This window comes from Pseudochrobactrum sp. sp1633, assembly GCF_030376605.1.
In the GTDB taxonomy this organism is placed as follows: Bacteria; Pseudomonadota; Alphaproteobacteria; order Rhizobiales; family Rhizobiaceae; genus Pseudochrobactrum.
In genome coordinates this window covers 197,259-223,215 of the sequence record NZ_JARRAE010000002.1, presented here as the reverse complement: position 1 = coordinate 223,215, position 25,957 = coordinate 197,259, and the positions used below count along the sequence as shown (strand labels likewise).

At 52.9% G+C, this 25,957-nt stretch carries 15 protein-coding genes, 1 tRNA gene and 1 pseudogene; 9 read left to right on the top strand and 8 right to left on the bottom strand.

Features of this window, described 5'->3' with window-relative positions; translation table 11 throughout:
* Window positions 1–28 precede the first annotated feature (28 nt).
* The gene (locus P8H26_RS03120; protein WP_289631387.1) at window positions 29–1,519 is read left to right on the top strand and encodes an NAD(P)-dependent oxidoreductase; all 1,491 of its coding nucleotides are present in this window, start codon (window positions 29–31) and stop codon (window positions 1,517–1,519) included.
* 1 nt (window position 1,520) lies between these two features.
* Entirely contained in the window at window positions 1,521–2,834 is a 1,314-nt protein-coding gene (preA, locus tag P8H26_RS03115; RefSeq protein ID WP_075654127.1) for an NAD-dependent dihydropyrimidine dehydrogenase subunit PreA, read from the top strand.
* A gap of 102 nt (window positions 2,835–2,936) precedes the next feature.
* Here the strand turns inward: preA and P8H26_RS03110 are convergent, their stop codons facing one another.
* Window positions 2,937–3,605, bottom strand: coding sequence for a TetR family transcriptional regulator C-terminal domain-containing protein (locus tag P8H26_RS03110; protein ID WP_374708208.1), 669 nt, complete (start codon window positions 3,603–3,605; stop codon window positions 2,937–2,939).
* 359 nt (window positions 3,606–3,964) lie between these two features.
* Between P8H26_RS03110 and P8H26_RS03105 the strand changes: the two genes are divergently transcribed.
* The gene (locus tag P8H26_RS03105; protein ID WP_289631386.1) at window positions 3,965–5,215 is read left to right on the top strand and encodes a Zn-dependent hydrolase; all 1,251 of its coding nucleotides are present in this window, start codon (window positions 3,965–3,967) and stop codon (window positions 5,213–5,215) included.
* Between the two features lie 93 nt (window positions 5,216–5,308).
* Window positions 5,309–6,805 (top strand): dihydropyrimidinase, encoded by a 1,497-nt coding sequence (hydA, locus tag P8H26_RS03100; RefSeq protein WP_289631385.1) that lies wholly within the window; start codon window positions 5,309–5,311, stop codon window positions 6,803–6,805.
* Between the two features lie 50 nt (window positions 6,806–6,855).
* Here the strand turns inward: hydA and P8H26_RS03095 are convergent, their stop codons facing one another.
* The 4 genes from P8H26_RS03095 to P8H26_RS03080 all read right to left on the bottom strand — a co-directional run bounded on the left by P8H26_RS03095 (window position 6,856) and on the right by P8H26_RS03080 (window position 13,655).
* On the bottom strand, window positions 6,856–10,077 hold the full coding sequence (locus P8H26_RS03095) for an efflux RND transporter permease subunit (protein ID WP_289631384.1): 3,222 nt from the start codon (window positions 10,075–10,077) through the stop codon (window positions 6,856–6,858).
* Window positions 10,074–11,219, bottom strand: coding sequence for an efflux RND transporter periplasmic adaptor subunit (locus tag P8H26_RS03090; RefSeq protein WP_289631546.1), 1,146 nt, complete (start codon window positions 11,217–11,219; stop codon window positions 10,074–10,076). Before P8H26_RS03090 ends, P8H26_RS03095 begins: the two co-directional genes overlap by 4 nt.
* Before the next feature lie 293 nt (window positions 11,220–11,512).
* The gene (locus P8H26_RS03085; protein ID WP_289631383.1) at window positions 11,513–12,430 is read right to left on the bottom strand and encodes a pseudouridine-5'-phosphate glycosidase; all 918 of its coding nucleotides are present in this window, start codon (window positions 12,428–12,430) and stop codon (window positions 11,513–11,515) included.
* Between the two features lie 40 nt (window positions 12,431–12,470).
* Window positions 12,471–13,655, bottom strand: coding sequence for a carbohydrate kinase (locus P8H26_RS03080; RefSeq protein ID WP_289631382.1), 1,185 nt, complete (start codon window positions 13,653–13,655; stop codon window positions 12,471–12,473).
* A gap of 302 nt (window positions 13,656–13,957) precedes the next feature.
* Between P8H26_RS03080 and P8H26_RS03075 the strand changes: the two genes are divergently transcribed.
* From P8H26_RS03075 to P8H26_RS03060, 4 genes and pseudogenes are all read left to right on the top strand, one after another.
* A complete protein-coding gene (locus tag P8H26_RS03075) occupies window positions 13,958–15,661 on the top strand; it encodes a HAMP domain-containing sensor histidine kinase (protein WP_289631381.1) in 1,704 nt (567 codons plus the stop codon).
* A gap of 196 nt (window positions 15,662–15,857) precedes the next feature.
* Window positions 15,858–15,934, top strand: a tRNA-Arg gene (locus tag P8H26_RS03070).
* Between the two features lie 446 nt (window positions 15,935–16,380).
* Window positions 16,381–18,027, top strand: coding sequence for a nitrous oxide reductase family maturation protein NosD (locus tag P8H26_RS03065; RefSeq protein WP_289631380.1), 1,647 nt, complete (start codon window positions 16,381–16,383; stop codon window positions 18,025–18,027).
* Between the two features lie 142 nt (window positions 18,028–18,169).
* A pseudogene (locus tag P8H26_RS03060) lies at window positions 18,170–19,123 on the top strand (ring-cleaving dioxygenase).
* A 58-nt stretch (window positions 19,124–19,181) separates the two neighbouring features.
* On the opposite strand, the gene P8H26_RS03055 reads toward P8H26_RS03060, so the two are convergent.
* Entirely contained in the window at window positions 19,182–20,618 is a 1,437-nt protein-coding gene (locus P8H26_RS03055; protein ID WP_289631379.1) for an aldehyde dehydrogenase family protein, read from the bottom strand.
* 384 nt (window positions 20,619–21,002) lie between these two features.
* Here P8H26_RS03055 and cueR point away from each other — a divergent pair, with 384 nt between their 5' ends.
* Window positions 21,003–21,446, top strand: coding sequence for a Cu(I)-responsive transcriptional regulator (gene cueR, locus P8H26_RS03050; protein WP_289631378.1), 444 nt, complete (start codon window positions 21,003–21,005; stop codon window positions 21,444–21,446).
* A gap of 33 nt (window positions 21,447–21,479) precedes the next feature.
* Here the strand turns inward: cueR and P8H26_RS03045 are convergent, their stop codons facing one another.
* Window positions 21,480–23,492: a sensor histidine kinase gene (locus tag P8H26_RS03045; protein WP_289631377.1), complete on the bottom strand. Its 2,013-nt coding sequence runs from the start codon at window positions 23,490–23,492 to the stop codon at window positions 21,480–21,482.
* 160 nt (window positions 23,493–23,652) lie between these two features.
* The gene (locus P8H26_RS03040; protein ID WP_289631376.1) at window positions 23,653–25,776 is read right to left on the bottom strand and encodes an LTA synthase family protein; all 2,124 of its coding nucleotides are present in this window, start codon (window positions 25,774–25,776) and stop codon (window positions 23,653–23,655) included.
* Window positions 25,777–25,957 lie beyond the last annotated feature (181 nt).

The following is a 25,957-nucleotide window of genomic DNA, read 5'->3' as shown; positions in this document are numbered from 1 at the left end:
CGACTATGCCGGGAGGAGTGACAGGAGCATGAGTGACCAGCATTCGCATGACAGGCACAACAATACAGCAGCAGATATCCGACCGAACCGTCTCGATAATTATCAGGATGTGTTTGCCGACCTACATCCGCCGCTCGACAAGCATGAGGCACTGGTAGAGGCCGACCGCTGCTATTTCTGCTATGATGCGCCATGTATGACGGCCTGCCCGACCCATATTGATATCCCGCAATTCATCCGCCAGATCGCAGGCGGTAATCCGCAAGGCGCAGCGCGCACCATTCTGAGCGAGAATATTCTCGGCGGTATGTGCGCCCGTGTCTGCCCGACTGAAACCCTGTGTGAAGAAGCCTGCGTGCGTGAAACCGCAGAAGGCAAACCGGTGCGCATCGGACTATTGCAGCGGCATGCCACCGATCATCTGATGGAAAGCGGCGTCCATCCTTTCACCCGTGCGCCGGTTACGGGAAAAAGCGTGGCTGTTGTCGGTGCAGGCCCTGCCGGTCTTGCCTGCGCCCATGCGCTGGCACGCGAAGGCCATACGGTGACGATTTTTGAAGCGCGCCCGAAAGGCGGCGGCCTCAATGAATATGGCATCGCCTCCTATAAGAGCGTCGATAATTTTGCTGCCCGTGAACTGGAATTCATTCTAAAAATCGGCGGCATTACTATTGAAACCGGCAAAGCGCTCGGCAAAGACATCCAGCTGGATGCCTTACGCTCCGGTTATAATGCGGTATTTTTAGGGCTAGGCCTTGGCGGCACAAACCGGCTGCATATTGCCGGTGAAGATGCCGACAACGTGTTGGATGCTGTGCGCACCATCGCTGAGTTACGTCAAAGCTCCGACCTTTCTCGCCAGAATATCGGCAAAAATATAGTCGTTATCGGCGGCGGCATGACCGCAATTGATATTGCTATCCAGATCAAACGGCTGGGCGCAGAGAATGTGACGCTGGCCTATCGCCGTGACCGCGAACATATGAATGCCAGCCTCTATGAACAGCAACTGGCGCAGACCGAAGGCGTGGGGATCCGCGATTGCCTGCAACCGGAAGAAATCCTGCTCAACGAGCAGGGGCAGGCTGTTGCCATCCGCTTTGCTCACACTGAGCAACGTGACGGAAAACTCGTTGCAACGGGTGCTACACTCACATTGCCCGCCGACCAGATTTACAAGGCCATCGGCCAAAAACTCGATGGTCAGGGCCTTGGTACCTGCGGCATAGAAATGAGTGGCGGACGCATCAAGGTCGATACAGAAAACCGCACCAGCGCCAAAGGTATCTGGGCTGGCGGCGACTGTGTGGCAGGCGGTCAGGATCTCACTGTTGCCTCCGTGCAGGATGGCAAGATCGCGGCGCAATCCATTCATCAGCATCTGATGCAATTGCCGGAAGCGGTGAGCGGCTTTGCCGAAGCGGTTCTGGCAGCCAATCGCAAAGATCTGCCGAGCCTCCATCCGCATGCACCGTCAGCTCACAATCACACGACCTCATCTTCGGCAAAGGATCACTGACATGGCTGATCTGACCACGAATTTTCTCGGAATCCGTTCACCTAATCCGTTCTGGCTTGCTTCTGCCCCGCCAACCGATAAAGCCTATAATGTGGAGCGTGCTTTCAAAGCCGGTTGGGGTGGCGTTGTCTGGAAAACGCTGGGCGCGGAAGGCCCGCCGGTCGTCAATGTCAACGGCCCACGTTATGGCGCCATCTGGGGCGCTGATCGCAGATTGCTCGGTTTCAACAATATTGAGCTGATCACCGACCGCTCTCTGGAAATCAACCTGCGCGAGATGAAAGAGGTTAAAAGCCGCTGGCCAGATCGTGCTCTGATCGCCTCCATCATGGTGCCCTGCGAAGAAGAAGCATGGAAAGCCATTCTGCCACGGGTGGAAGAAACCGGTGCCGACGGTATTGAGCTGAATTTCGGCTGTCCGCACGGCATGAGCGAGCGCGGCATGGGCGCCGCTGTCGGTCAGGTACCGGAATATGTGGCGATGGTGGTGAAATGGTGCAAACAATATAGCCGCATGCCGGTTATCACCAAGCTCACCCCGAATATCAGCGATATCCGGATGCCAGCGCGGGCTGCTAAAAATGCCGGAACCGATGCGGTATCGCTCATCAATACCATCAATTCCATTGTTTCCATTGATCTCGACAATTTTGCCCCACAACCGAGCATCGACGGACGCGGCTCGCATGGCGGCTATTGCGGCCCTGCGGTCAAACCGATTGCGCTCAATATGGTGGCGGAAATTGCCCGCGATCCGGAAACACGCGGATTGCCGATTTCTGGTATCGGCGGCATCACCACATGGCGCGATGCGGCGGAATATATCTCGCTCGGTTGCGGCACAGTGCAGGTCTGCACGGCAGCCATGACCTATGGTTTCAAGGTTGTGCAGGAAATGATCGACGGTCTCTCCGACTGGATGGACAGCAAAGGCTATCAGTCACTGGATGATTTCCGTGGCCGTGCAACCCCGCAGGTCACCGACTGGCAATATCTCAACCTTAATTATGTCACCAAAGCGCGGATCGATCAGGATGCCTGCATCAAATGCGGCCGTTGTCACATTGCCTGTGAGGACACCTCCCATCAGGCGATTACTTCGATGGTGGACGGCGTGCGCCATTTCGAGGTGATTGATGAGGAATGTGTCGGTTGCAATCTCTGCGTGAGCGTCTGCCCTGTGCAGGATTGTATCACGATGGAGCAGGTCTCCGGTATTGATCCGCGCACCAAAGAGCCGATCAGCCCTGATTATGCCAACTGGACGACCCATCCGAACAATCCGATGGCAAAACACAAACAGGCTGCGGAATAGGAGCGGTAAACGGTGACAGGACAGGCGGTCATCAGAACCCGTAAAACTGAGAGCGGCGGAGAATATTCTGCCGCTGTCTTTCCCTGCTCAACCCCTTCCTGCTTAACGGGGACGAATACCGTTGAGCAGAATGGCGCTGACCGCCTGCACCGTTTTCTCACAACAATCCGGCGCATCAAATTTTTCACCGAGCACGGCACGCAACTGCGTTTCAAAATCGGAATAATGCTGGGTCGTCGCCCAGATCGTGAAAATCAGATGATGCGGATCAGTCTTTGCCAGCCTGCCCTCCTCCATCCATTGCCCGATCATGGCCGCTTTTTCATCCACCAGTGCGCGCATATCCTCTTGCAGGAAAGTGCCGATTGCCGGTGCGCCATGCATGATTTCATTGGCGAACAGGCGCGAAGCAGCAGGATTGCGGAACGCCATTTCAATCTTATTTCGGATATAAGAGCCAAGCTCTTCCAGCGGCTCACCCTGCGGGTCAATGGCCTGCATCGAGGCCAGCCATTCTTCCATCGTCTGCTGCAAAACGGTGTTGTAAATATCTTCCTTGCGGCGGAAATAATACAAAAGATTAGGCTTCGACATGCCGGATTTCAGCGCGATCTGGTCTATGGTGGAGCCACGGAAACCATAGGTCGAGAACACATCCAGAGCGGCTTCAAGAATGAGCTTGCGGTTCATCTCCTGAATACGCGACAGGCTTTCAGGCTGTTCCTGCTGCATCACGGAAATGTCTTTAGCCGGTTTAGATTTCCGTACCATGCTGCTCTTCCCCGCATTTTCATACTGCCTGCAAATAGTGTGCGTTACAGGCAAATTCCGTCGCTGATATTCTCTTGTCCTGAGCGAATTTTAGTGAATGATACGCTAACCGGTTATTCGCGCAAGCGATTGGCTGGCCACATAAAATACTCCGCAACAGAACGGAGCTGTAATCAACGTTTTTTTGGGGAAACAATCAAGGCTCTTTTTACTCTGCGGCTTTGAAACAACGCGCATCAGAACACGAGAACCTGTCACGGTTTTCGGAGCATGCGCTTATGAGGAGGAAATCCACATGCCGTCTCCCCGTGCCTTTATGAACCTGACATGATCAATACAGACCGCATACGGAAACAGACATGAACACGCATCTGAACAGCAATCTCAAAACCAATGCTGACCGCCTCTGGGACAGCCTGATGGATATGGCTAAAATCGGCCCTGGCATTTCAACGGGAAATAACCGCCAGACCCTGACCGATGAAGACCGCGAAGGTCGGCTGCTTTTTCAGAAATGGTGCGAAGATGCCGGAATGACTATGGGCATCGACACGATGGGCAATATGTTTGCCCGCCGCGAGGGCAGTGATCCGTCCTTGCCGCCGGTGATGCTCGGCAGCCATCTGGATACACAGCCGACCGGCGGTAAATTCGACGGTGTGCTCGGTGTGCTCGGCGGGCTGGAAGTGGTGCGCACCCTCAATGATCTCGGCATTAAAACCCGTCATCCGATTGAGGTGGTGAACTGGACCAATGAAGAGGGCGCGCGTTTTGCGCCAGCGATGCTGGCCTCCGGCGTCTTCGCCGGTCTTTTTGATGAGGCGTGGGCGAAATCCCGCACGGATGCGGAAGGAAAAACCGTTGGCGACGAGCTGAAACGCATCGGCTTTGAAGGTTCAATCCCGACAACTAAGCGCCCGATCAAAGCCTATTATGAGCTGCATATTGAACAAGGGCCTATTCTGGAAGATGAAGGTCTGGATATCGGCATTGTCACCCACGGACAGGGGCTGAAATGGTTGCAAATTACGCTGACCGGTAAAGAAGCCCATACCGGCTCAACACCGATGCGCAAACGTGTGAATGCAGGGCTTGGCATGGCGCGCATCACCGAGCGTGTGGATGAGATTGCATGGGAACACGCACCAAATGGCGTGGGTGCCGTGGGCTATGCCCATATCAGCCCGAATTCGCGCAACATTATTCCGGGTACTGCTGTTTTTGTCGCCGACTTCCGCCATCCGGATAAAGCAGAACTCGCCAAAATGGCTCAGAAACTGGAGAAATCCGTTGTGGAAATCTGTGAGAAAATCGGCCTGACCTATCAGATTGAAGAGGTCGGCGCGTTTGATCCGATCAGCTTTGATGAAACATGCCTCTCGACCATTCGTCAGGCAACCGAGCGTCTCGGCCTCTCACACCGCAATATTATTTCCGGTGCCGGTCATGATGCCTGCTGGATCAATCAGGTCGCACCGTCGGCCATGATTATGTGCCCTTGTGTTGATGGTCTGAGCCACAATGAGGCGGAAGACATCACCAAAGAATGGGCAGGCAATGGCGCGGATGTGCTATTGTATGCGGCATTGGAGACCGCTGAAATCGTATAAATATCTGCTCCGGCATAAGTCATTTGTGCCGGAGCCCTCACCCTTCTGATTAATCCGCATCTGTTCGCAAAAAACCATAAGGGGAAACGAACAATGTCATATTCCGGATCGCATACTAAGTCACAGGCAGATAAGAAAACAACACTGATTAAAGGCGGGAAAATCGTTACCGCAGACCGCTCTTACGATGCGGATATTCTGATTGCAGATGGCAAAATCGCCGCTATCGGCCATGATTTGCAGGGCGACACCACAATTGATGCCTATGGTTGCCTGATTATGCCGGGGGGCATTGATCCTCACACCCATCTGGAAATGCCGTTTATGGGCACCCATAGTTCCGATGATTTTGACAGCGGCACCGCTGCGGCACTGGCTGGCGGCACCACAATGGTGGTGGATTTTGTGCTGCCCTCACCGGAGGGCAATCTGCTGGAAGCCCTACAGGACTGGTTTCAGAAAGCAGGCAAAGCACGCACCGACTATTCCTTCCACATGGCCGTCACCGGCTGGAGTGAGCGCTGCTATAATGAAATGCCGGAAGTGGTGGCTCGCGGCGTCAATACATTCAAACATTTCATGGCCTATAAAGGCGCATTGATGGTCAATGATGACGAGATGTTTGCTTCCTTCCGCCGTTGTGCGGAAATCGGTGCCATGCCGCTGGTGCATGCCGAAAACGGTGATATTGTCGCGCAATTACAGCAAAATCTGCTGGCAGCAGGCAATACAGGGCCTGAAGCGCACAGCTATTCCCGCCCGCCGGAAGTGGAAGGCGAAGCCACCAACCGTGCTATCATGATTGCCGATCAGGCAGGCGTGCCGCTCTATGTGGTGCATGTTTCCTGCGAACAGGCGCATGAAGCCATCCGCCGTGCCCGCCAAAAAGGCATGCGCGTTTATGGTGAACCCTTGATCCAGCATCTGACACTGGATGAAAGCGAATATCAGAATAAGAACTGGGACTATGCGGCGCGGCGCGTGATGTCACCACCGTTTCGCGACAAGATCAATCAGGACAGTCTATGGGCAGGTTTGAGCGCCGGTAGTCTGCAATGTGTGGCCACCGATCATTGCGCTTTCACCACCGAGCAGAAGCGCCACGGCGTTGGTAATTTCACCAAAATCCCGAATGGCACAGCAGGACTGGAAGAGCGTTTGCCGGTGCTCTGGACGACCGGCGTGCGCACCGGTCGCCTGACTGAAAATGAATTTGTCGCTGTTACCTCTACCAATGCGGCGAAAATTCTCAATATTTATCCGCGCAAAGGAGCGGTGCTGGAAGGCTCGGATGCCGACCTCATCATCTGGGATTCGAATGAAACCAAGACAATCTCGGCGAAACATCAGCATTCGGCGATTGACTACAATGTGTTTGAAGGCATGAAAGTCACCGGCCTGCCACGCATGACTATCAGCGGCGGACGCGTTGCCTATGCGCAGGGAAAAATTCTGGCAGAGCCCGGTGACGGGCGCTTTATTGAACGCGCGCCGAATACACCGCAACAGCAGGCTTTGTCTGTCTGGAAAGAGGTCGTCGCACCACGCAAAGTAGAACGTGATCCGGCGCTGATGCCGATTGGTGTGTGATCACATATAAAGCTTATAAAAACGGCGAGTATTTATCCCGCCGTTTTCATTTATTCCGGTTTCATTTCCAGCGTGGCCGCATGAGCCAGCTCGCGATCCAGACGTTTTTCTTCATCGCTTTTCGGCTTGGTGAAACGGCCGAGCAGCAGATAGGCAACCGGTGTCACATAGAGTGTGGCAATGGTTGCCAGACCAAGACCGCCGACGATAATCCAGCCCAGCGCAATACGGGCTTCTGCACCGGCACCGGAAGCGATGACCAGCGGAATACCGCCAAGCACCGCACAGATCATTGTCATGCAGACAGGGCGTAGGCGGATATTCGATGCTTCTTCCACGGCCTCCCGCAAAGACAGGCCGCGGTCGCGCAACTGATCGGCAAACTCCACGATCAGAATACCGTTCTTCGCCATGATCCCGACCAGCAGCACCAACCCGATCTGGCTATAAACATTCAGACTGGTGCCGGTGAGGATCAGCGCCACAATCGCACAACCCAGCCCCAGCGGCACTGTCGCCATCACGATCAGCGCACTGACGAAGCTTTCAAACTGCGCAGCCAAAACCAGCAGAATAATCACCACCGCAAAGCCGAACACCAGAAACAGACCAGTTGAGGTTTCACCCAGCGTTGCAGCTTCGGCCAGCGGCACCATTTGCACACCGGCAGGCAGCAATGGCGCGGCCAGTTCCTGCACAACCTTATAAGCATCGCCCAAAGCAAAATCACTGCTCAGACCTGAGGTAATCGCAATGGAGCGCAGGCGCTGTTCACGCGCCAGCTGCGGCGGCACCGCGATTTCGCGGACCGAAGCAATCGTTGCCATAGAGACATAACGCCCGTCACCGGTGCGCATGAAAACATTTTCCAAATCCGTCGGATCATTGATCGGATTGGAGGTTGCCATCATTTTCACGTCATAGGAGCGGTCGCCGATATAAACCGCGCCGATCTTGCGGCCATCGAGCACCGACTGTACCGCATTGGCAAGGCCGGTAATATCAATGCCGAGATCCGATGCCCGTTCACGGTCAATCTGCACCGAGAGCTGCGGCTGTGTTGCATCCACCGACAGGCGCGGTTGCTGGAAGCGCGGATCTTTTTCCATCTCTGCAAGCAGTGCACGGCTCACCGGCTGGATCGTCGCATAATCATTGCCGACCAGTGTGAATTGCAGACCGTTACCGGCACCACGGATACCCAGACTGTTCGATTGCAAAGTGAAAGCACGCACGCCGGTGATGGGGCGCAGGCGTTTGTTGATATCGGTAACAATATCCTGCTGTTTGCGCTCACGCTCTGACCAGTCGGCCAGTGTCAGCACCATAAAACCGTTATTGGATGCACCACCGGAACCGGCAATGGCATAGGAATTTACAATTTCACCACTATCCCGCAGCGGCTTGAGCGCCGCATCAATCTGTTCAAGCTGCGAACGCAAAAAGTCGATACTGATGCCTTGCGGCCCGGAAATACGCAGCATAACGGCCGAACGATCCTCATTCGGGGTCAGTTCCTGACGCAAAGTCGTATAGGCACTTAACGAGAAGAAGGCGAAGACCAGAGCCGCCGCAACCACAATCCACGGCGCGTTAAGGCACCAGTGCAGACTGCGGCGATAGAATGAGGCCAGCCAAGTGCTGATACGATAGACAAACCCGCGCGGTTGATCTGCGCCGGTTTCATGTGCCACAGCTTCAGCGGTGAGAAACCGTGAGGCCAGCATCGGACACAGTGTTAGCGCCACCACGGAGGACAGCAGAACAGCAATTGCCAGCACAAAACCGAACTCGCGGAACAAGCCGCCTGCCTGTCCGGGCAAAAACGAGATCGGCACAAACACGGCCACCAGTGTCAGCGTTGTGGCGATAACCGCAAAGAACACTTCCTTCGTGCCGAGCACCGCTGCCGCACGCGGCCCCAGCCCCATTGCACGACGGCGGACAATATTCTCCAGCACCACAATCGCGTCATCCACCACCAGACCGGTCGCCAGAACCAGCGCCAGAAGTGTCAGAATATTGATGGAAAACCCTGCCAGATAAATCGCCGCAACAGTACCGACCAGCGCCACCGGAATGGAAACTGTCGGGATCAGCGTCGCACGGATATCGCGCAGGAACATATAGATGACAGCAATAACAATGAGGATCGCCGCAGTCAGCGCGATTTCCACCTCATGCATAGCGCCACGGATGAAGTTCGCATCATCACTGGTCACACGCATTGTCATGCCTTGCGGCAATGTCTTGTTCAGGCGTTCGACTTCGGCGCGCACACCATCGGAAATATCCAGCGTATTGGATTGTGCCTGACGGATAATACCAAGGCCGATACTGTTGCGGCCATTGTTGAGCACTGCCGAGCTTTCAATATCCGGCCCCAGCGTGACATTGGCAACATCGCGAATGCGGGTCTGCCCCTTGATGATGATATTCTCGAAATCCTGCGGTGAGGACACGGATGCCGTTGCCCGCACCACAATCGCCTGCGAGGCACTACGCAGCGATCCGGCAGGCTGATCCAGCGCCATTGAAGCCAGCGCTGAGCTGACATCGGCAAAGGTCAGGCCGTAGCTGGCAAGACGTTTATGATCAATATCAATACGGAAAATCTTGTCACGGTCACCATAGGTTTCCACATCGGCCACACCGGGCACGGCGGAAAGCACATCGACAATCTGATCCTCAACAATCACCGTCATATCATCAACGCTGAGTGTTTCAGACGCGATTGCCAAACGCATTACCGCATCGGCATTGGAATCCGCCTTGATGATACGGGAGGCATCGGCCTCTTCCGGCATCTGGTTGGCCACACGCGAGATCGAGTCACGCATGTCAGCGGCGGCAACATTGATGTCCACGCCGTCATTGAACTCAACCGTTACACGGCTGCGGCCAAAGGAAGAGGTTGAAGAAATATTCTTCACACCGGAGACACGGGCAACTTCATTTTCCAGAACCTGCGTGACCTCACGGTCAACAGTTTCTGCAGATGCACCGTCAAAAGTCGTGCTGATGGAAATCACCGGCCGGTCAACGTCCGGCAATTCGCGGATATCCACGCCGGTGAGAGCGGCAAGGCCTGCCACTACAATCAACACATTGAGCACAAAAGCAAAAACCGGACGGCGGATGAACAGCGCCGTAAAGCCGCCGGTCTGCGGATTATGCTGCGGCTCGGCCTCAACCTTAGATTCGGCCTGCGCTTCGATCAGTTCCGGTGATTTGTCTGTACCGGTGGATGACTTGTCTGAATTCATCATCATCCCGCCTGCTTACTATTTGCCTGAGCTGTGGCCGGTTCTTTCGGGCTGGCAGTGTTACCCGCGCCCTTAATGGTCACGCTGCCGCCTTCACGAACATTCTGCACACCTTCGGTGACGATCGTATCGCCCTCAGTCAGTGCGCCATCAACCAGCACCGCATTGGCATTGCGCTGGATAATCCGTGCAGCTACGCGCTCGACCTTACCGTCTTTGGTAATACGCCAGACATAAGAGCCGTCGCCATCCCACTGTATAGAAAGCGGATCGACCGCCAGATACTGATCACCAGGGAAGAGAATACTGATGGTGAAAGACATACCGGCGCGCAGCACATCGCTCGGATTGGTAATTTCCGCCCGCACCCGCAAAGTCCGGCTGGCCGGATCAATCATATTATCAACAGCACTGACCTGCCCCTGAAAGCTCTTACCCGGCAGGGCTGTCGGCATAGCTGTTACAGCCTGTCCGATGCGCAATTGCGGGGCAAAACGCTCCGGCACCCAGATATCAATCAAGAGCTTTGAGCGGTCATCAATCGTGGCAATGGTTGTGGAGGATGTCACATAATTCCCCGCATCCACCGGCAAAATACCAACAATACCGGCAATGGGCGCAGTAACCGAACGGCGGCTCAGTGCCAGTTGCGCATCTTTTACAGCCAGTTTCGCAGTAGCAAGTGCCAGATCGGCGGCAACCACCTGCACCTGCGTAGCCGTATTGGATGCGCGCAAAGTTGCCATGCGCTGCTGTGTGATTTCTGCGTCTTTCAGCAGCACCTGCGCTTTTTCAACGGCAATCTGCTCATTTTCCGCATCAAGCTCGGCAATGACCTGATCTTTCTTCACAACAGTACCGGCACCGACCAGAAACTGACGTATCGTTCCGCTTGTGTAAGGCGTAACAGCAACTGTATTGAGTGCCACACCAGTACCGATTGCACTCAGCTTGTCATTGACGACTTGCTTCTGAGCAGGCTTCACCACCACCAGTGGTGCATTGCGCGCGCCGCTGTTCTGCCCTGCAGATGGCGCCACACTTGCCGTTGACTGCGTTTCGGTGCGTTCAGCATTATACCAGCTCCAACCGCCAAAGGCGGCAGCTGCCACAACCACACAAACTGCAATCTGCTTCCAGTTTTTCATCATATTCCGATCTTGCCGCAGCGTAATTCGATGCCTGCAAAAGCAAGCCCGCTATCTTCGACCTTTAAAATGCGTAATCTGCGCCCGCAGGTCTAATTAAATTTCTGTAATCCTGTTGCGGCAAAGTGCCGGAAAGCCCGTAAAACCAGCATTCCGCCCTGTTTGAACCACGTCTCATGCCCTGAGATGAGGTGATATGGTTAATAATATTTAAATATGACCACCATCTGACAAAGTAAAACGGGCGGAAACATGATGTTCCCGCCCGTTTTCATAAAAGATACGCCTGCGACTTATACGAGAGCCTTATAGGCAACGGCCATACGGGCTGCCAGCTTGGCGTTATTCAGCACCAGCGCAATATTGGCTTTCAGGCTGCGGCCTTCCGACAATTCATTGATGCGCGCCAGCAGGAACGGTGTCACATCTTTACCGCCAACGCCCTGATCGGCAGCTTCCTTAACAGCGGCTTCAATCGTGCCGTTAATGAATTCCGGTGTCAGTGCATCTTCTTCAGGGATCGGATTGGCAATCAGAATACCGGTGCCGGAACCAAGCGCATGATGCAGCGCCATTGCTTTCGCAATTTCTTCAGCGCTGTTCAGGCGGTGATCGGCTTTGCAACCGCTCGAACGGGTGAAGAATGCCGGAAAATCATCGCTGCCATGCGCAATAATCGGCACGCGCTGGGTTTCAAGATATTCAAGGGTTTTCGGAATATCGAGAATGGATTTCACACCGGCGCAAACCACAGTAGTGTTGGTCATTCCCAGCTCGTTCAGGTCGGCGGAAATATCGAAGCTGTCTTCCGCACCGCGATGCACACCACCGACGCCACCGGTTGCAAAAATTTCAATACCGGCCAGCGCAGCAATACGCATGGTTGCCGAAACAGTGGTACCGGCAGTCAGTCCCTGCACCATATCAGCGGCCAGATCACGGCTCGATGTTTTCACCGCATCGGTTGTCTGCGCCAGTTGTTCCAGCTGAGCATCGCCGAGACCAACATGAATTTCGCCTTTCAGCACAGCGATTGTGGCAGGAACCGCACCGTTTTCACGGATAACGGCTTCAACCTTACGCGCCATTTCCAGATTTTGCGGATAAGGCATGCCGTGGGTGATGATTGTTGATTCAAGAGCAACAACTGGTGCGCCCTTATCAAGGGCGGAGCGGACTTCGGCGCTAAAATGCATAGTCAAACGGGTCATAGCTGGAGCAGCCTTTCTGAGGGAGTTTAATTGAGAGTAATCAGTTGCGAATGCGGTGAAGGTTCGCTTCGAGAAAATGCGCGGACAAATACGGATGGACGCTTGCGTCGCTTTCGGTTGTCAATGTGGCAAGCAATGTGCCGGTGCGCACTGCATCGGGCAGTTCCTGCCGGTTGAGCAGGCAATAAAGCGTGCCTGAGATCAGAGCATCGCCCGCACCGGTAATGTCCACGGGTTGCGCCGGTACACTGGCAATATGCCGGATGCCGGTTTCATCGCCGATATGAACGCCTGCTGCGCCCATCGTCATAACAATTTTGGCTACGCCGCGCTCACGCAGTGCGCCGATGGCCTGTTCAGCAGTCAGGCGTGGCGTGCCGGCCGGATGGCGCAGCAGACTATGCGCCTCATCCAGATTGAGGAACAGCAGGTCAACGCCGCTGAGATCTTGCGGCAGACGCAGAGCTTTGGGCGCTGACACCGTATCAACTGCCAGGCGGAAACGACTGCCGGTTTTCTTTGCCAGCAACAATTCAAGCGTTGCCTGCGGCAGATTGCAATCGGCAAAAACCCAGTCGGCGGAAGCCAGATGCGGCCAGATCGTCTCCAGCATTTCCGGTTTAAACAGGTCAAATATGCCCATATCGGCAATACCAAGTGCCAGCTCATTGTCCGGCCCCAGAATTGCAGCATATTCAGCGGTCGGCGCTTGTGTAGTGACAATTGCACGGCTCACATCAACACCGAGCACACGCAAATGATCCAAGATAGCACGACCGGTTTCATCATCGCCGAGGATGGAAACAAAGCCGGTATTGACGCCGAGGCGCACCAGATTTTCCGTCACATTACGGGCAACGCCGCCATGACTGCGATAGCCGCTCACAGGATTGGAGGTTTCGCTGATGAGCGGGGCATGGGCATGATATTTACGATCAAAGACCGCGCCGCCAAGGCAGACAATCCGTTTAGTGGCAGGCAGATAATAACCGCGCCCCAGCACAAAGCCTTTCTGCGTCAGCTGCACAATATGCGCGGCAACTGTTGAACGTGCCAGCTTCAGCGCATCGGCAATCTGCTGCTGACTGACAAAAGGATTGGCAATAATCATATCAAGAACGGCGCGTTCCTGAACCGAGAGATCCTGCAAGGCTGCCGCACCGCTGATATCCGGCTGGTTCGCATCCTGATCGCTCTGTACCATCGCCACTCTCCGTTTCATCATCTTTAGTGATGCGGCATATAGCATGCGAATTTGAAACAATCAAAACAAAAGTTAAAATAAAAACTTTTGTTTTATAGGCATTGGAGGCGCGTATCAGCAAGACAAATAATTAATATGACAAACACACGGAAATTTGAAATTTCGCCTTAAAGCTCTTATATTGAAACATTGCAGGATTTTAGCCTTTGGGGACGGGCTTGCGGTCAGGCATATACATGTAATTTGGCAGTCCGAGACCTTTTCGGGTCCGTGGGTGGATAAGGGTAACGGCAAAAGGCCGGTTAGCCTGACGGATGGATAAAATGACCTTCATGAAAAATGAGGATTTTCAAAGGCCTGCCGGCAAGACCTCTGCGGAGACAGAGAAAAAACGCGCGGAAGAATTACAAACGCGCGGTCGGGAGCAAACTGATGTCGCGGCAACAACCGCTGACACAACTTCCGGCACACCGCCACAAACACCCCTGCCCGCCGTTGCTGCCAATGCATCTTTGAGCACGACTATCCCGCCGGTTTTCACAGATTCCGGATCAAGACTTGCCACGGATGATCCGGATGACCTGCACATTCCCCTGCGTCACCGGCTATCCAGCAAATTACTCCTGATGACCATTCTGGCGGTTTTGATCGCCGAGGTCATTATTCTCGCACCTTCACTGGCGAATATGCGCAATCAGTGGCTGAATGCAAAACATACCATGATTGCCACATCCAGCCTGTTATTGCTCGATGCAAATCCTGATACGACACTGGAGTTGCATATTCAGGATCAGCTTCTGCGATCAACCGGTGCGCAGTCAATTACAGTGACCCGTAACGATAACGGCCGTGTACTGGCCGCCTCGCCCGAAGCAGCGCAGATCGACGAATATATTGACCTGACAACGGCCACACCGCTGAGTGACTTCTGGGGAGCTTTGAAAACCCTGACAAGCGGCGGCAACAAAATCATGAAGGTTTCAGGTCCGCCTGATTATACCGGCACCACGGTTGAGTTTGTGATGAGCGATACGGCCTTGCATAACAGGCTGATCAAAAACTCACGGATCATCGCCGCTGTCTCCCTGCTGATCTCGTTGATTGCTGCCGCTCTGATTTACTTTATCATTCACCGCCTGCTGCTGCGCCCTGTCGGCCATATGTATGAGAATATGTTTGCCTTTGGCCAGAAGCCTGATGATCCGACGCTGATTATTGACGGCTCTTGCCGCAAAGATGAGCTCGGCTACGCGCAGAACCGGCTGGCACAGATGCAAACCCATCTTCAGCATTTGTTTCATGAGCGCAAACATCTGGCAGATTTGGGTCTGGCCGTATCCAAGATCAATCATGATATGCGCAACATTCTGGCTTCGGCACAGCTGATGTCAGACAGCCTTGCCGATACGAAAGATCCGGTTGTCCAGCGCTTCTCACCCAAACTGATCCGCACGCTGAACCGTGCCATCACTTATTCTGAAACAGTCATTGCTTACGGCCGCACACAAGAGGCCATACCGGTTCGCCAGCAACGCCTGTTGCGTCCGCTCATGCATGAAGTGGAAGATATGCTGGTGATTCCGGCGGATGTGCAGATTACATTCCGCAATATGATCCCTGTCGATTTTGAAGCCTATATCGACAAAGAACAGATGCTGCGGGTGCTGAATAATCTCTGCCGCAATGCCATTCAGGCCATGAGCACCCACACCAGGGCACCGGAAACAGAAAAAAGCCTGACCATTAGCGCATGGCGGATAGGCACCAACTGTTATATCGCGGTTGCAGATACAGGGCCGGGACTGCCTAAGAAAGCGCGGGACAATCTCTTCACTGCTTTTCGCGGGTCTACACGCAGCGACGGCACCGGTTTGGGGCTGGTCATTGCGCAGGAACTGGTTCGCGCTCATGGCGGAACCATAGAATTGCGGGAAGATTACAAAGACGGCGCATTATTTGAGATTCGTCTCCCCGATATGCCGGTTTATCCTCATCCCTCACAGCGAATTCACCGCAACACGATATAGCAGCACTTAATTATTTTGGTGAAGAGCCGAACCCAAGCATAACAAAGCCACGCAACCGCGTGGTTTTCTTATATTTATCCCCAAGCTTCAAAAAAAATACAAATTTCTGAAAGTTTTTCTGCATAAGCCCTTGCAATGCCACGGAGAACCCTTTAGAGAGCGCTTACCGCACCGAAACGGAGCGGTTCTAGGGCAAGCACCCGTAGCTCAGCTGGATAGAGCACCAGACTACGAATCTGGGGGTCAGAGGTTCGAATCCTTTCGGGTGCGCCATTAGACTTATGATCGGTTATTAACTGAGATATAACCGATCATCAAATCTCCCAAAGCAACATTACATATATCTTGTAAATCGTCCGCACGAAATAATCATTGATGATTATAGTGTCGTTGCGTCACGCGCCGGTTCATCAACAACTGGCTTGTTGCAAGAATCAGTTTGATTCGCCTCAAAAGCGTGGTGTGTTCACTCTGGATTCTTTGACTGATCGCATTATTATATCCCTCATACAGATTGATGCTGAAATGCTCTGGTTAAACACCAGCGAGCATCAAATTCCGGTTTCAGGGCATTCAAACCCTCACGGATGGCAAATCAGCAGCAAAGGGAGCGCATTTTGAATATTTTACTGTTCAGCCGAATGCGTATTTCGAAAAAAGCGCCCCGTGCCCTAGCGAGACTTCGAAGATTCTCCGCGATAAGTGTAATACTCATCATATTGACCGCACTTTACCCGCAATATGCATCAGCAACCTCCGTCAGCACGCCAGCAGACTGCAAACCTGCCGAACCGAATCAAGCGCAGCAGTTTGAAGCCAATGGTAGTGCGGAAACCTCTCCTGACCTTATCTGGATGGTAGACGGTGTTAAGGGTGGCGCGCCTGCAATCGGCACCATAACAAATACCGGCCTTTACACAGCACCAGCCAATATGGATGAGGCCGTTAACGTCACCATTACCGCTGTCTCGGCCAAAGATGATACCGAACTTGCCAATATTAAAGTTTGTAATGCTGTCTATAGCCGCGCCGGTGCAACCTATTTTGTTGCAACCACGGGGGCGGACAGCAATGCAGGCACGCAGTCTGCACCTTGGCGTACAATCCAGCACGCTGTCGATCAGGTACAGGCCGGAGACACCATTATAGTGCGCGGCGGGATCTATAATGAAACAGTGACAATCAACAAATCCGGCTCAGTAGAAAAGGGATTTATCACGCTGGAAAAATATTCCGGTGAAAATGCCATTATCGACGGAACCGGCCTCGCGACACAACCAACAGGGATGCGCGGTTTAATAAGCCTGAACAATGCCAGTTATATACGCATTAAAGGCTTTGAAATCCGCAATTACAAATCCGCCACGGAGTTCATAGCCATTGGCATTCTCGCGCAAGGCTCCGGAGAGCGTATCGAAATACGTAATACGACCATCCACGCGATCGAAGCCAATAATCTGCCTGCAAACGGTAATGCAAATGCTTTGGGTATTGCCGTTTACGGGCAGACTGCAACTCCGATACGCAATGTTATCATCGACGGAAATGAACTTTTTGACCTTAAAACGGGAACGAGTGAATCTCTGACCGTCGGGGGCAATATTGATGGCTGGCAAATTACCAACAATCTGGTTCACGATAATAATTTCATCGGCATAGATGCAACCGGTTACTACAATAATCCGGCAGAATATAACCGTGCCCGAAACGGCTGGATTGCCGGTAACACGGTGTATAATCTTTCAACCGCAGGCAATCAGGCCCTCACCTTCGCTGCGGCAGCCATAGGCATCTATGTCGATGGCGGGCGGGACATTACCATTGAACGGAATGATGTTTTTGCCAATGACGGTGGCATCTGGCTCCTGAGTGAGCAACCCGGCAAAGCCACCGAAAATATAATAGCGCGCAACAATATCATACGCCTGAACCGCGACGCCGGTATTCTTGCAGGCGGATATGATGCCACAGGCTCAGGCGGAATCGCGAATACCACAATCACCGGAAATACTTTATCTCAAAACAATACACGCGATGTTGCGGGCATCCATGCCGGTGAGTTCCAAATCGGCCACAACGTCAAAAACATAAAATTTGGCAGCAATCGTCTCAGCGCCGGATCAAAAGGCTACGTCATCACCAAGTTTGCCCCTGCTGAGGCAGGCTCCGTCACATTGAGCGATAATATATATTATACACTATCAGGTAGCGAGCTGACCCGCTGGTTCTGGAGCGATACGAATTATTATAATGACGGAAGCACTGCGAATGACTTCAGCGCTTTCAAGGCAATCAGCGGTGACAGCGGCAGCGTGGTCAACAATCCTGAGACGGTTCAAACCCCTCAGGCACAGCCTGCACCTTGAACGGTTCAGAACAGACGGCCATTGATACACCGCCAAGACGCAGTGTCTCAGATTCAGCCCTGTTTCCCGTTCACAGCTGCCCTATATTGAGTCCAACAAGCCGGATCACTTCTGTTTACAAGTCCGGCAAAAGGAGGACATCATGTCACTCAATCTGACAGGCATTCATCACCTGACCGCGATTACGGCACAGGCAAAAGAAAACAAACAATTCTATACAGATTTGCTAGGCATGCGGCTGGTTAAGAAAACCGTCAATCAGGATGACACCAGCGCTTATCATCTGTTCTATGCCGATGGCATGGCTTCGCCGGGCTCCGATCTGACCTTTTTTGACTGGGCAACAAGACCGGAAAAACGCGGTACCCATTCCATCAGCCGCACAGGTTTACGAGTGTCCGGTCAGGAAACACTGGAATATTGGCGCAAGCGTCTGAGCGATGCCAATGTCAGCACTGCGGATATTCAGCTCATTGACGGACGCGCCTCTCTCGACTTTGAAGATTTCGAAGGGCAGCGTTTTCGTCTGCTGGATGACGGAAATACGGGTGACGCACATCCCTGAGAAAAAAGCACAGTCCCTGCTGAGCGCCAGATCCGCGGCCTTGGCCCCATTACGATCAGCGTTCCCGATCTGAAATATACTGAGCCGTTTCTCATCAAGCTGATGAATATGCGCAAAAGCCGCGACTATGCCTCACCGGACGGTCAGGGACATGTGCATGTTTATGAAATGGGTGAAGGCGGGCCTGCTGCTGAACTGCATGTTGCTGTGCAGCCTGATCTGCCGGTTTCCAGCCAGGGCGCAGGCGCAGTGCATCACGTTGCCTTCCGCACACCGGATGAAGCCGGCATGAATGAATGGTTGCGTGTGCTCAACGACCATAAAATAAACTCTTCCGGCGAAATTGACCGGTTCTATTTCCGCTCGCTTTATTTCCGCGAGGGCAATGGTATCCTGTTTGAAATTGCCACCGATGGTCCGGGTTTTGCAACGGATGAGCCGATGGAAAGCCTTGGCGAAACCCTTTCGCTGCCACCGTTTCTTGAAGGCCGCCGTGCCGCCATTGAGCGCAATCTGAAGCCGCTCTCTTAAATAAAAAACGGAGGGGAAACCCTCCGTTTTTCGTTTCATATTGCCAGCTTCAATTATCTCAGCCAGCAAGCGTATAGGCAGTTTTAACCGTTGTGTAGAATTCGGCCGCATAGCGCCCCTGCTCACGGGAACCGTAGCTGGAGCCTTTGCGTCCGCCGAACGGCACATGGAAATCCACGCCAGCAGTCGGCAGATTGACCATCACCATACCGGCTTCAGAGTTCCGCTTGAAGTGTGTTGCATATTTCAGGCTGGTGGTCGCGATACCGGAAGACAGACCAAACGCCGTATCATTGGCTGTTGCCAGCGCTTCTTCATAGGATTTAACGCGGATCACACTGGCGACTGGGCCGAAAATCTCCTCACGGGAAATGCGCATCTGATTGGTCGCCTCAGTAAACAAAGCAGGGCGCAGATAGAAGCCTGGAGTACCGCGCTCCAGCTGTTCTCCGCCAAAGGCCAGTTTCGCGCCTTCCTGCGTGCCAAGTGCAATATAGTCCAGATCCTGCTTCAGCTGGCTGTCATCCACCACAGGGCCGATATGCGTGCCGGATTTCAACGCATCATCAATCACCAGTGTTTTCATGCGATTGACGAGAGCATCAACAAAACGGTCATGAATGCCTTCCTGCACGATCAGACGTGAAGAAGCAGTACAACGCTGACCGGTTGAGAAGAATGAGGAGTTCAGCGCCGCATCAACAGCAACATCAAGGTCTGCATCATCGAGGATGATAAACGGGTTCTTGCCGCCCATTTCCAGCTGGAATTTGCGGTTATGGACAATGGAGGCTGCCGCTACGCGCTGGCCTGTGCCGGTAGAACCGGTAAATGTCAGTGCATGAACATCAGCGCTGTCCAGAATGGCCTGACCAACGACCGAGCCCTTGCCCATCACCAGATTGAGCACACCTTTCGGCAGGCCTGCGCGGTGCAGAATATCCACAATCGCATGAGCACAGCCCGGCACCAGATCTGCAGGCTTAAACACGACAGTATTGCCGTAACAAAGGGCCGGTGCAATCTTCCATGCCGGAATAGCAATCGGGAAATTCCAAGGCGTGATGATACCGACAACACCAACCGGCTCGCGGGTGATCTCAACACCAATATTCGGGCGCACCGACGGCAGCACTTCACCGGCAAGGCGCAAGGCTTCATTGGCAAAGAAGTCAAAAATTTGCGCCGCACGCATTGTCTCACCAATGGCTTCCGGCAGTGTTTTGCCTTCTTCACGGGCAAGCAATTTGCCAAGCTCGTCCTTGCGGGCAAGAATCTCATCCGAGGTTTTGCGCAGGATTGCGTGGCGCTCCATGATGCCTGAACGTGACCATGACGGGAACGCAGCTTTTGCCGCAGCAATCGCATTCAGCGCATCGCTCTGCGTGGCGCGGGCATATTCTCCCACGACATCATTGGTATCAGACGGGCTGATATTCGGGATCGCTTCACCGCTGATCCATTCACCGTCAATCAGATTTTTATGCAATGTCATATTCTGCAAACTCCCCTTTGCATGCCGCCCGGATGACCCGTACTGCCAGCATAATGCCCGTATATGATGCATCAAACTAATACCATTTGATGCATGCTGACTATGGATCAGGCGTCATTAAGCAATGATCATTCGGAATGATCGTGATATATCAGTCATTACAGGAAAATTCGGGCTCTGTCACCACGCAATATGAATTTTAAAAGCTGTCTAACGCGGTTTACGTCCAGATTGGATCATGGTGCTCGCTCTAGACTCTTTAGCTTGTCGCATTATCACTGCCGTCAAGTTGATCCAACTTGACTGTGAAATGCTCTTGATGAGTCCTTTGATAATGCGCGCCACACCCTATATAAACAGGACTATGACTGATCGGAGCGAACCATGATAATCGGTGAAGCAGAAAAAGCATCCGGCATTTCCGCCAAGATGATCCGCTATTATGAATCTATCGGGCTGATTGATGCGGCAAACCGCACCGCTTCCGGCTACCGGATTTATTCTGACCGCGACGTGCAAAACCTGCGCTTTATTCGTCAGTGCCGGGATTTGGGGCTTTCTCTGGAGCGTATCAAGCTGCTTTTGAACCTGTGGCGCAACGATCAGCGGGCTTCATCCGAGGTCAAGCAGATTGCTCTGGCCCATGTGGCGGAGTTGGAAACAAAAATTGCGGATATGCGCGCTATGGCTGATACACTGCAACAACTGGCCAACCGCTGTCACGGCGATAATGATCCGGATTGTGCCATCATCAATGCCCTGTCGCTGCAAAACCAGATGACCTTAAACGGCAAAAATGCCGCCGTTAAAAACAGAGCGAAACACTAAGACAGCTTCACTCAACCGGATTTTCCGCAGTCTCTACAGCGGAGAATCCGGCAGCGGTAGCTGAATGATGCAAACAAGCCCTTTCCTGTCCCAAATTTCCTTAAACGACCCTTGCATCTGCACATCAATACTCAGTTGCTTGAGCCGTGAGCCAAAGCCGCGCTGCGCTGGTTCTTTCAGAATTTCCGGCCCGTCACTCTCAAGCCACTCCATACGCATGAATGCATCATGTTTTGACAGGCGGATTGTTACGTGCCCCTGAGGCACTGACAAAGCCCCATGCTTGACAGAATTCGTCACAAGTTCATGGAAAACCAGACTCATCGGCGTTACATGCGAGACAGGGCACAGCAGTGCATCCCCCTCAACCTTGATCCGTTCCTGCTCTGAAAATGCATAAGGGCGTGCAAGGCGGCTGAGCAGATCATTCAGGGAAATATGCGTTTTATTGACGAGCCCCGGTGCTGATTTCTGATAGGTCAGTTCGAATGCACCCGCCAGCGCAGTCATACGCTCCCGCATCTGCCGGACATAATCCTCGACATCCGACTTACCCCGCGCAGAAAGGCTCATCAGGCTGATAATAACGGCAAACATATTCTTGAGCCGGTGGTTCAGCTCCTGTGCCACCACTTCCCGCTGCTCCAGCGCCATCTGTTCGGCCGTAACATTGACAATCAGCCCAAGCACCGACGGCTTGCCGCTGTCGGTATAGATACGCCGCCCTATACCGGTGACCCAGAGCGTATGAGGATCTGTATCGTAAACCCGAAAAGTTTCGCGCACGACATCGCCTGACTGCAATGCATTCTCCATTGCCGATTGCACACGAAGCTTATCCTCTTCATGCACCACGGGTAGGAAATCTTCGACAAAGCTGATCTGCCGCCTGCCCTGAAATGCCAGCATATGGCTGGCGCGCCCGTCCAGGGTTACTCCGGCATCTTCAGGATTATACTCCCAGACACCAATATTGCCGGCATCCAGCGCCATTTGCAGGCGCAATTGTGCCTCAAGAAGTTTGAGTTCTTTGTTCCGGTTACGCTTATCGGCCTCAATCAAAGCATCACTGACAACATCCAGCTCACTGATCCCTGAATGCAACGGCCTGATCGACTGCACATCACCCACGGCCTTCGCCTGTGCCGCCAGCTTTTTGACCGGCGCAGAAATTTTGCGCCCGAAAAAACCGGCCAGTAATGCGCTCAGCAACAATGTTCCCAGAAGCAGAAAAACAAAATAGCCGGATGCGACCCATACCGGTTGATTATATTCAGAACGGCTGACACCGATAGCAACACGCCAGTCGTTCAGTGCAGAGCGGATATAATAGCCGAAAACTTCTTTGCCATCGAGGATCTTACCGCCCCAATGCCCTTGCATATCTTGCGTTACGGCACGCAGATTACTTGGTATCAGCTGCCCCGTATAATCAATGCTGTTGCTGCTGCGCGCCAGCACCTGATCATTCTGGTCAACAACAATCGCAATCCAGTTTTTGGAAAGCCCGCCCATATTCAGAAGATCGCTGATGCGCTGTGCTTCCATCGTCAGCGCCAGAAAATACCGGATTTTCCCGTCTGCAAAAACCGGCCTGATGACGCTAAAATAATAAGGGGCTTTATCGTGAGCACGTCTCACCCCTGTAACATAAGTTGGCGCGGCTCTTTGAGCACGCTCCAGATCAGCTGTACTCAAAAGCGGCACATCCCCTGACTGCGCAGGGTCAGAAGCCACAAGGAGCTTCGCTTCAGGATCATAAAGTGTGATATTGATTTTAAGCTCCCGCGCCATTTCACGCAGGGTATTTTGCAGAATATCAAATCTGCCGTTCTTCAGAATACTGGAATAGCTGATAATTTCTGCGGCACGCTGAAGCCCATAAATCTCACGGTCTATTGTGATTGTTAAAGACTGCGTGACTTCAAAGGTTTGATTTTCAATATGATTTCGCTCCTGCAAAACCAGAAGCCATAGAAAAAAGCCAATCAGCACGATCAAAGGAAGCAACAGAGCCAGCGCGAACTGCGTGAGATGTCGCCTCAAATCTGCTTCTCCCTATTACTTCTGCTCCGGCATCCGGTTAAACGGACACAACAGCCTCGCTTTCAGCGACACAGAAATAGAATGATAATCGCATTCTTTGACCAAACATAAAAAAATTATCCGGCCATAGCAAGTAAGCAAAAATGCGAAAAATCTTATTCTAATATTGGGATGTAACCTGCGTTTTTTGGCCTTGATCCGAAGGCGTATAAACTTCAGCACTCAGAAACGGAAACATCTTTTCTTTCGAAAAACTATTTCCGAAAAGCATATCATATTGCACCTGCCGGTAGTCCTGCAAAATTTGCGGCATGACCGGTTGCTGCAACCAGCCTGTATGAGGCATGTAATCTTTATCCAGCAACATATGACCGTCGATTACACTATATTCCTGATGCACTTTACCTAAAAATCCGGTGTAATACGGATGCTGAAACCCAGCCATTTCCAGAATATACAGCGGCAGGAAAGACGGGCTGATTGTACCGGCACCGCGCAAGCTGTCCGTGCGGCTCGACCACAGAACCAGCGGTGTTTCATGCTGCGCAAGCATATGATCCGCTGTGTCGATGCGGCTGGCCGTGCGGTTTTTCATAAAACCGCTCTCAACATAAACATCACCAAGCGGCGGCAGATGATCGCCGAAGAAGACAATAATCGTTTCGCGCTTCCGTTTTTTCGCCCAGTCCATCAGCTGTTTCAAGCTGGTATCGGCATCCTGTGCACCTTGCGCAAAAGAGCGCACGGACCCTTTGGAGGCCTCACTTACAGCACTGTCGGCATTTGTGACAACCTTGATCTTGCTGTCAGGATAGCGGCTCGGCGCATATGGCCCATGCCCTTGCAAGGAAACCCCGAACAGGAAAAGCGGGCGCTCTGCCTCTTCCGCCGCCCGAATGATCTCACCCGCGAACTCTTCATCAGAGGCGAGATGCCCCTTCTTGGTCAATGTTGGCAGATTTTCCTCAGACAGGAACTTATCGAAACCGAAATTCTCGTAGACGGAGCTGCGGTTCCAGAACCACTGCCGGTAAGGATGCAAAGCGCGTGTTTCATATCCCTGATCGCTGAAGAACGACGCCAGCGAGGGAACAGGACGACGGATATATTGCTGATAGGGAATGCTGCCATAAGGCAGAAACGCGTTTGAAAAACCTGTCAGCGCTTCAAACTCGACATTCGCTGTCATGCCGCCAAATTCCGGTGAAAACACATTACCGGACTGATTAGAGCGCACATTGCTGATCGGATCTTCATCAAAAGCAACACCCGGAAGACGGGTCGGATCCCAGAAGGATTCGCTCATAATGACAATGACATCAGGCTTTTCGTCATTGCGCGCAGCGACAGGAACAATCGTATTTCCATGCACAGCACCGGTGCCGTTGAGCAGATCGTTCTGCGCATCGGCAGGGAACAAATATTCCGCAATGCTCTCAATCCGCGACTGTGAATAGCCGTTCGGTGCAGACACATTGGCCATCGGAATATTGAAGATGAAAGCGACAACAAGCCCGTTATGGGCATAATTTTCCTTTTGATCCCACATCATCGGCACAATGCCCATGCGGTCACGGATATAGGAAAATGTCGAATAATCAGAAATGCTGCCAAACCAGATCAACACCGGCAATGCAAAAGCCAATCGGCTCAAACGCGCAACGCGGCTAAGACGCGGCATTGTACGCCGGAAATAACGCCAGAAGAAATACAGAGCCGCAATCGCAGCCAGTGATGCCAGTGTAATCAGCACCGCATCAAGCGGCCTATCACGCACCAGAAGCGGCATCAGGTCCACAACCTGACGGGTATAAAGCAAGTCGCTCGGATAAAGCGGATCGCCGAGATACATGCCTTTTTGCCGGCTGAACCATGCCAACCCAAACAAAACCGGCGCAACAATCAGCATACCCTGCCACAAACGCCCCAAAAGACCATCCAGCACCAGCAATGTCAGAAAAATCAAGCCCAGTGTTGTCCAAAGCGGACGATGCGACAAGGTGAAATATTGCTGCCAGGATGCAACAGAGCCGCGCATCAGCCACTCGGTCAGCATCAACACAGACAGAGCAATTACGAATGTGCCGCCGGTTGCAATCAGAGCGCGCCAGAGCCAATGTCTGCGGGAAAAATATGCACAAAACCGCGCGGTCTGCGCACCAGCCCTCTGCCTGCCCGCGTCACGGGTGACGCTTTCAGTATAAGGAGCGGAGTGTAATGCACTCTCATTATACAGAACAGAGTGTGGTGCACTCTGCTGAACAGGCGTCGCGATATTGCTCAATGGGCAGCTTCCAAAATGACAGGAACCTTCCGGTGCCTGCAGCGTTAAAGCCTTGCACCGCCCTTTATCCCATTTGTGTGCACAGGTTTAACCAGTGCATTTCGGGCAGATCGGCAGTCACGTAAGCTTCATAAAAACGTCACACAAGGCCTAGCTTTTAGGTAAACCGGCCGCCCGAAGC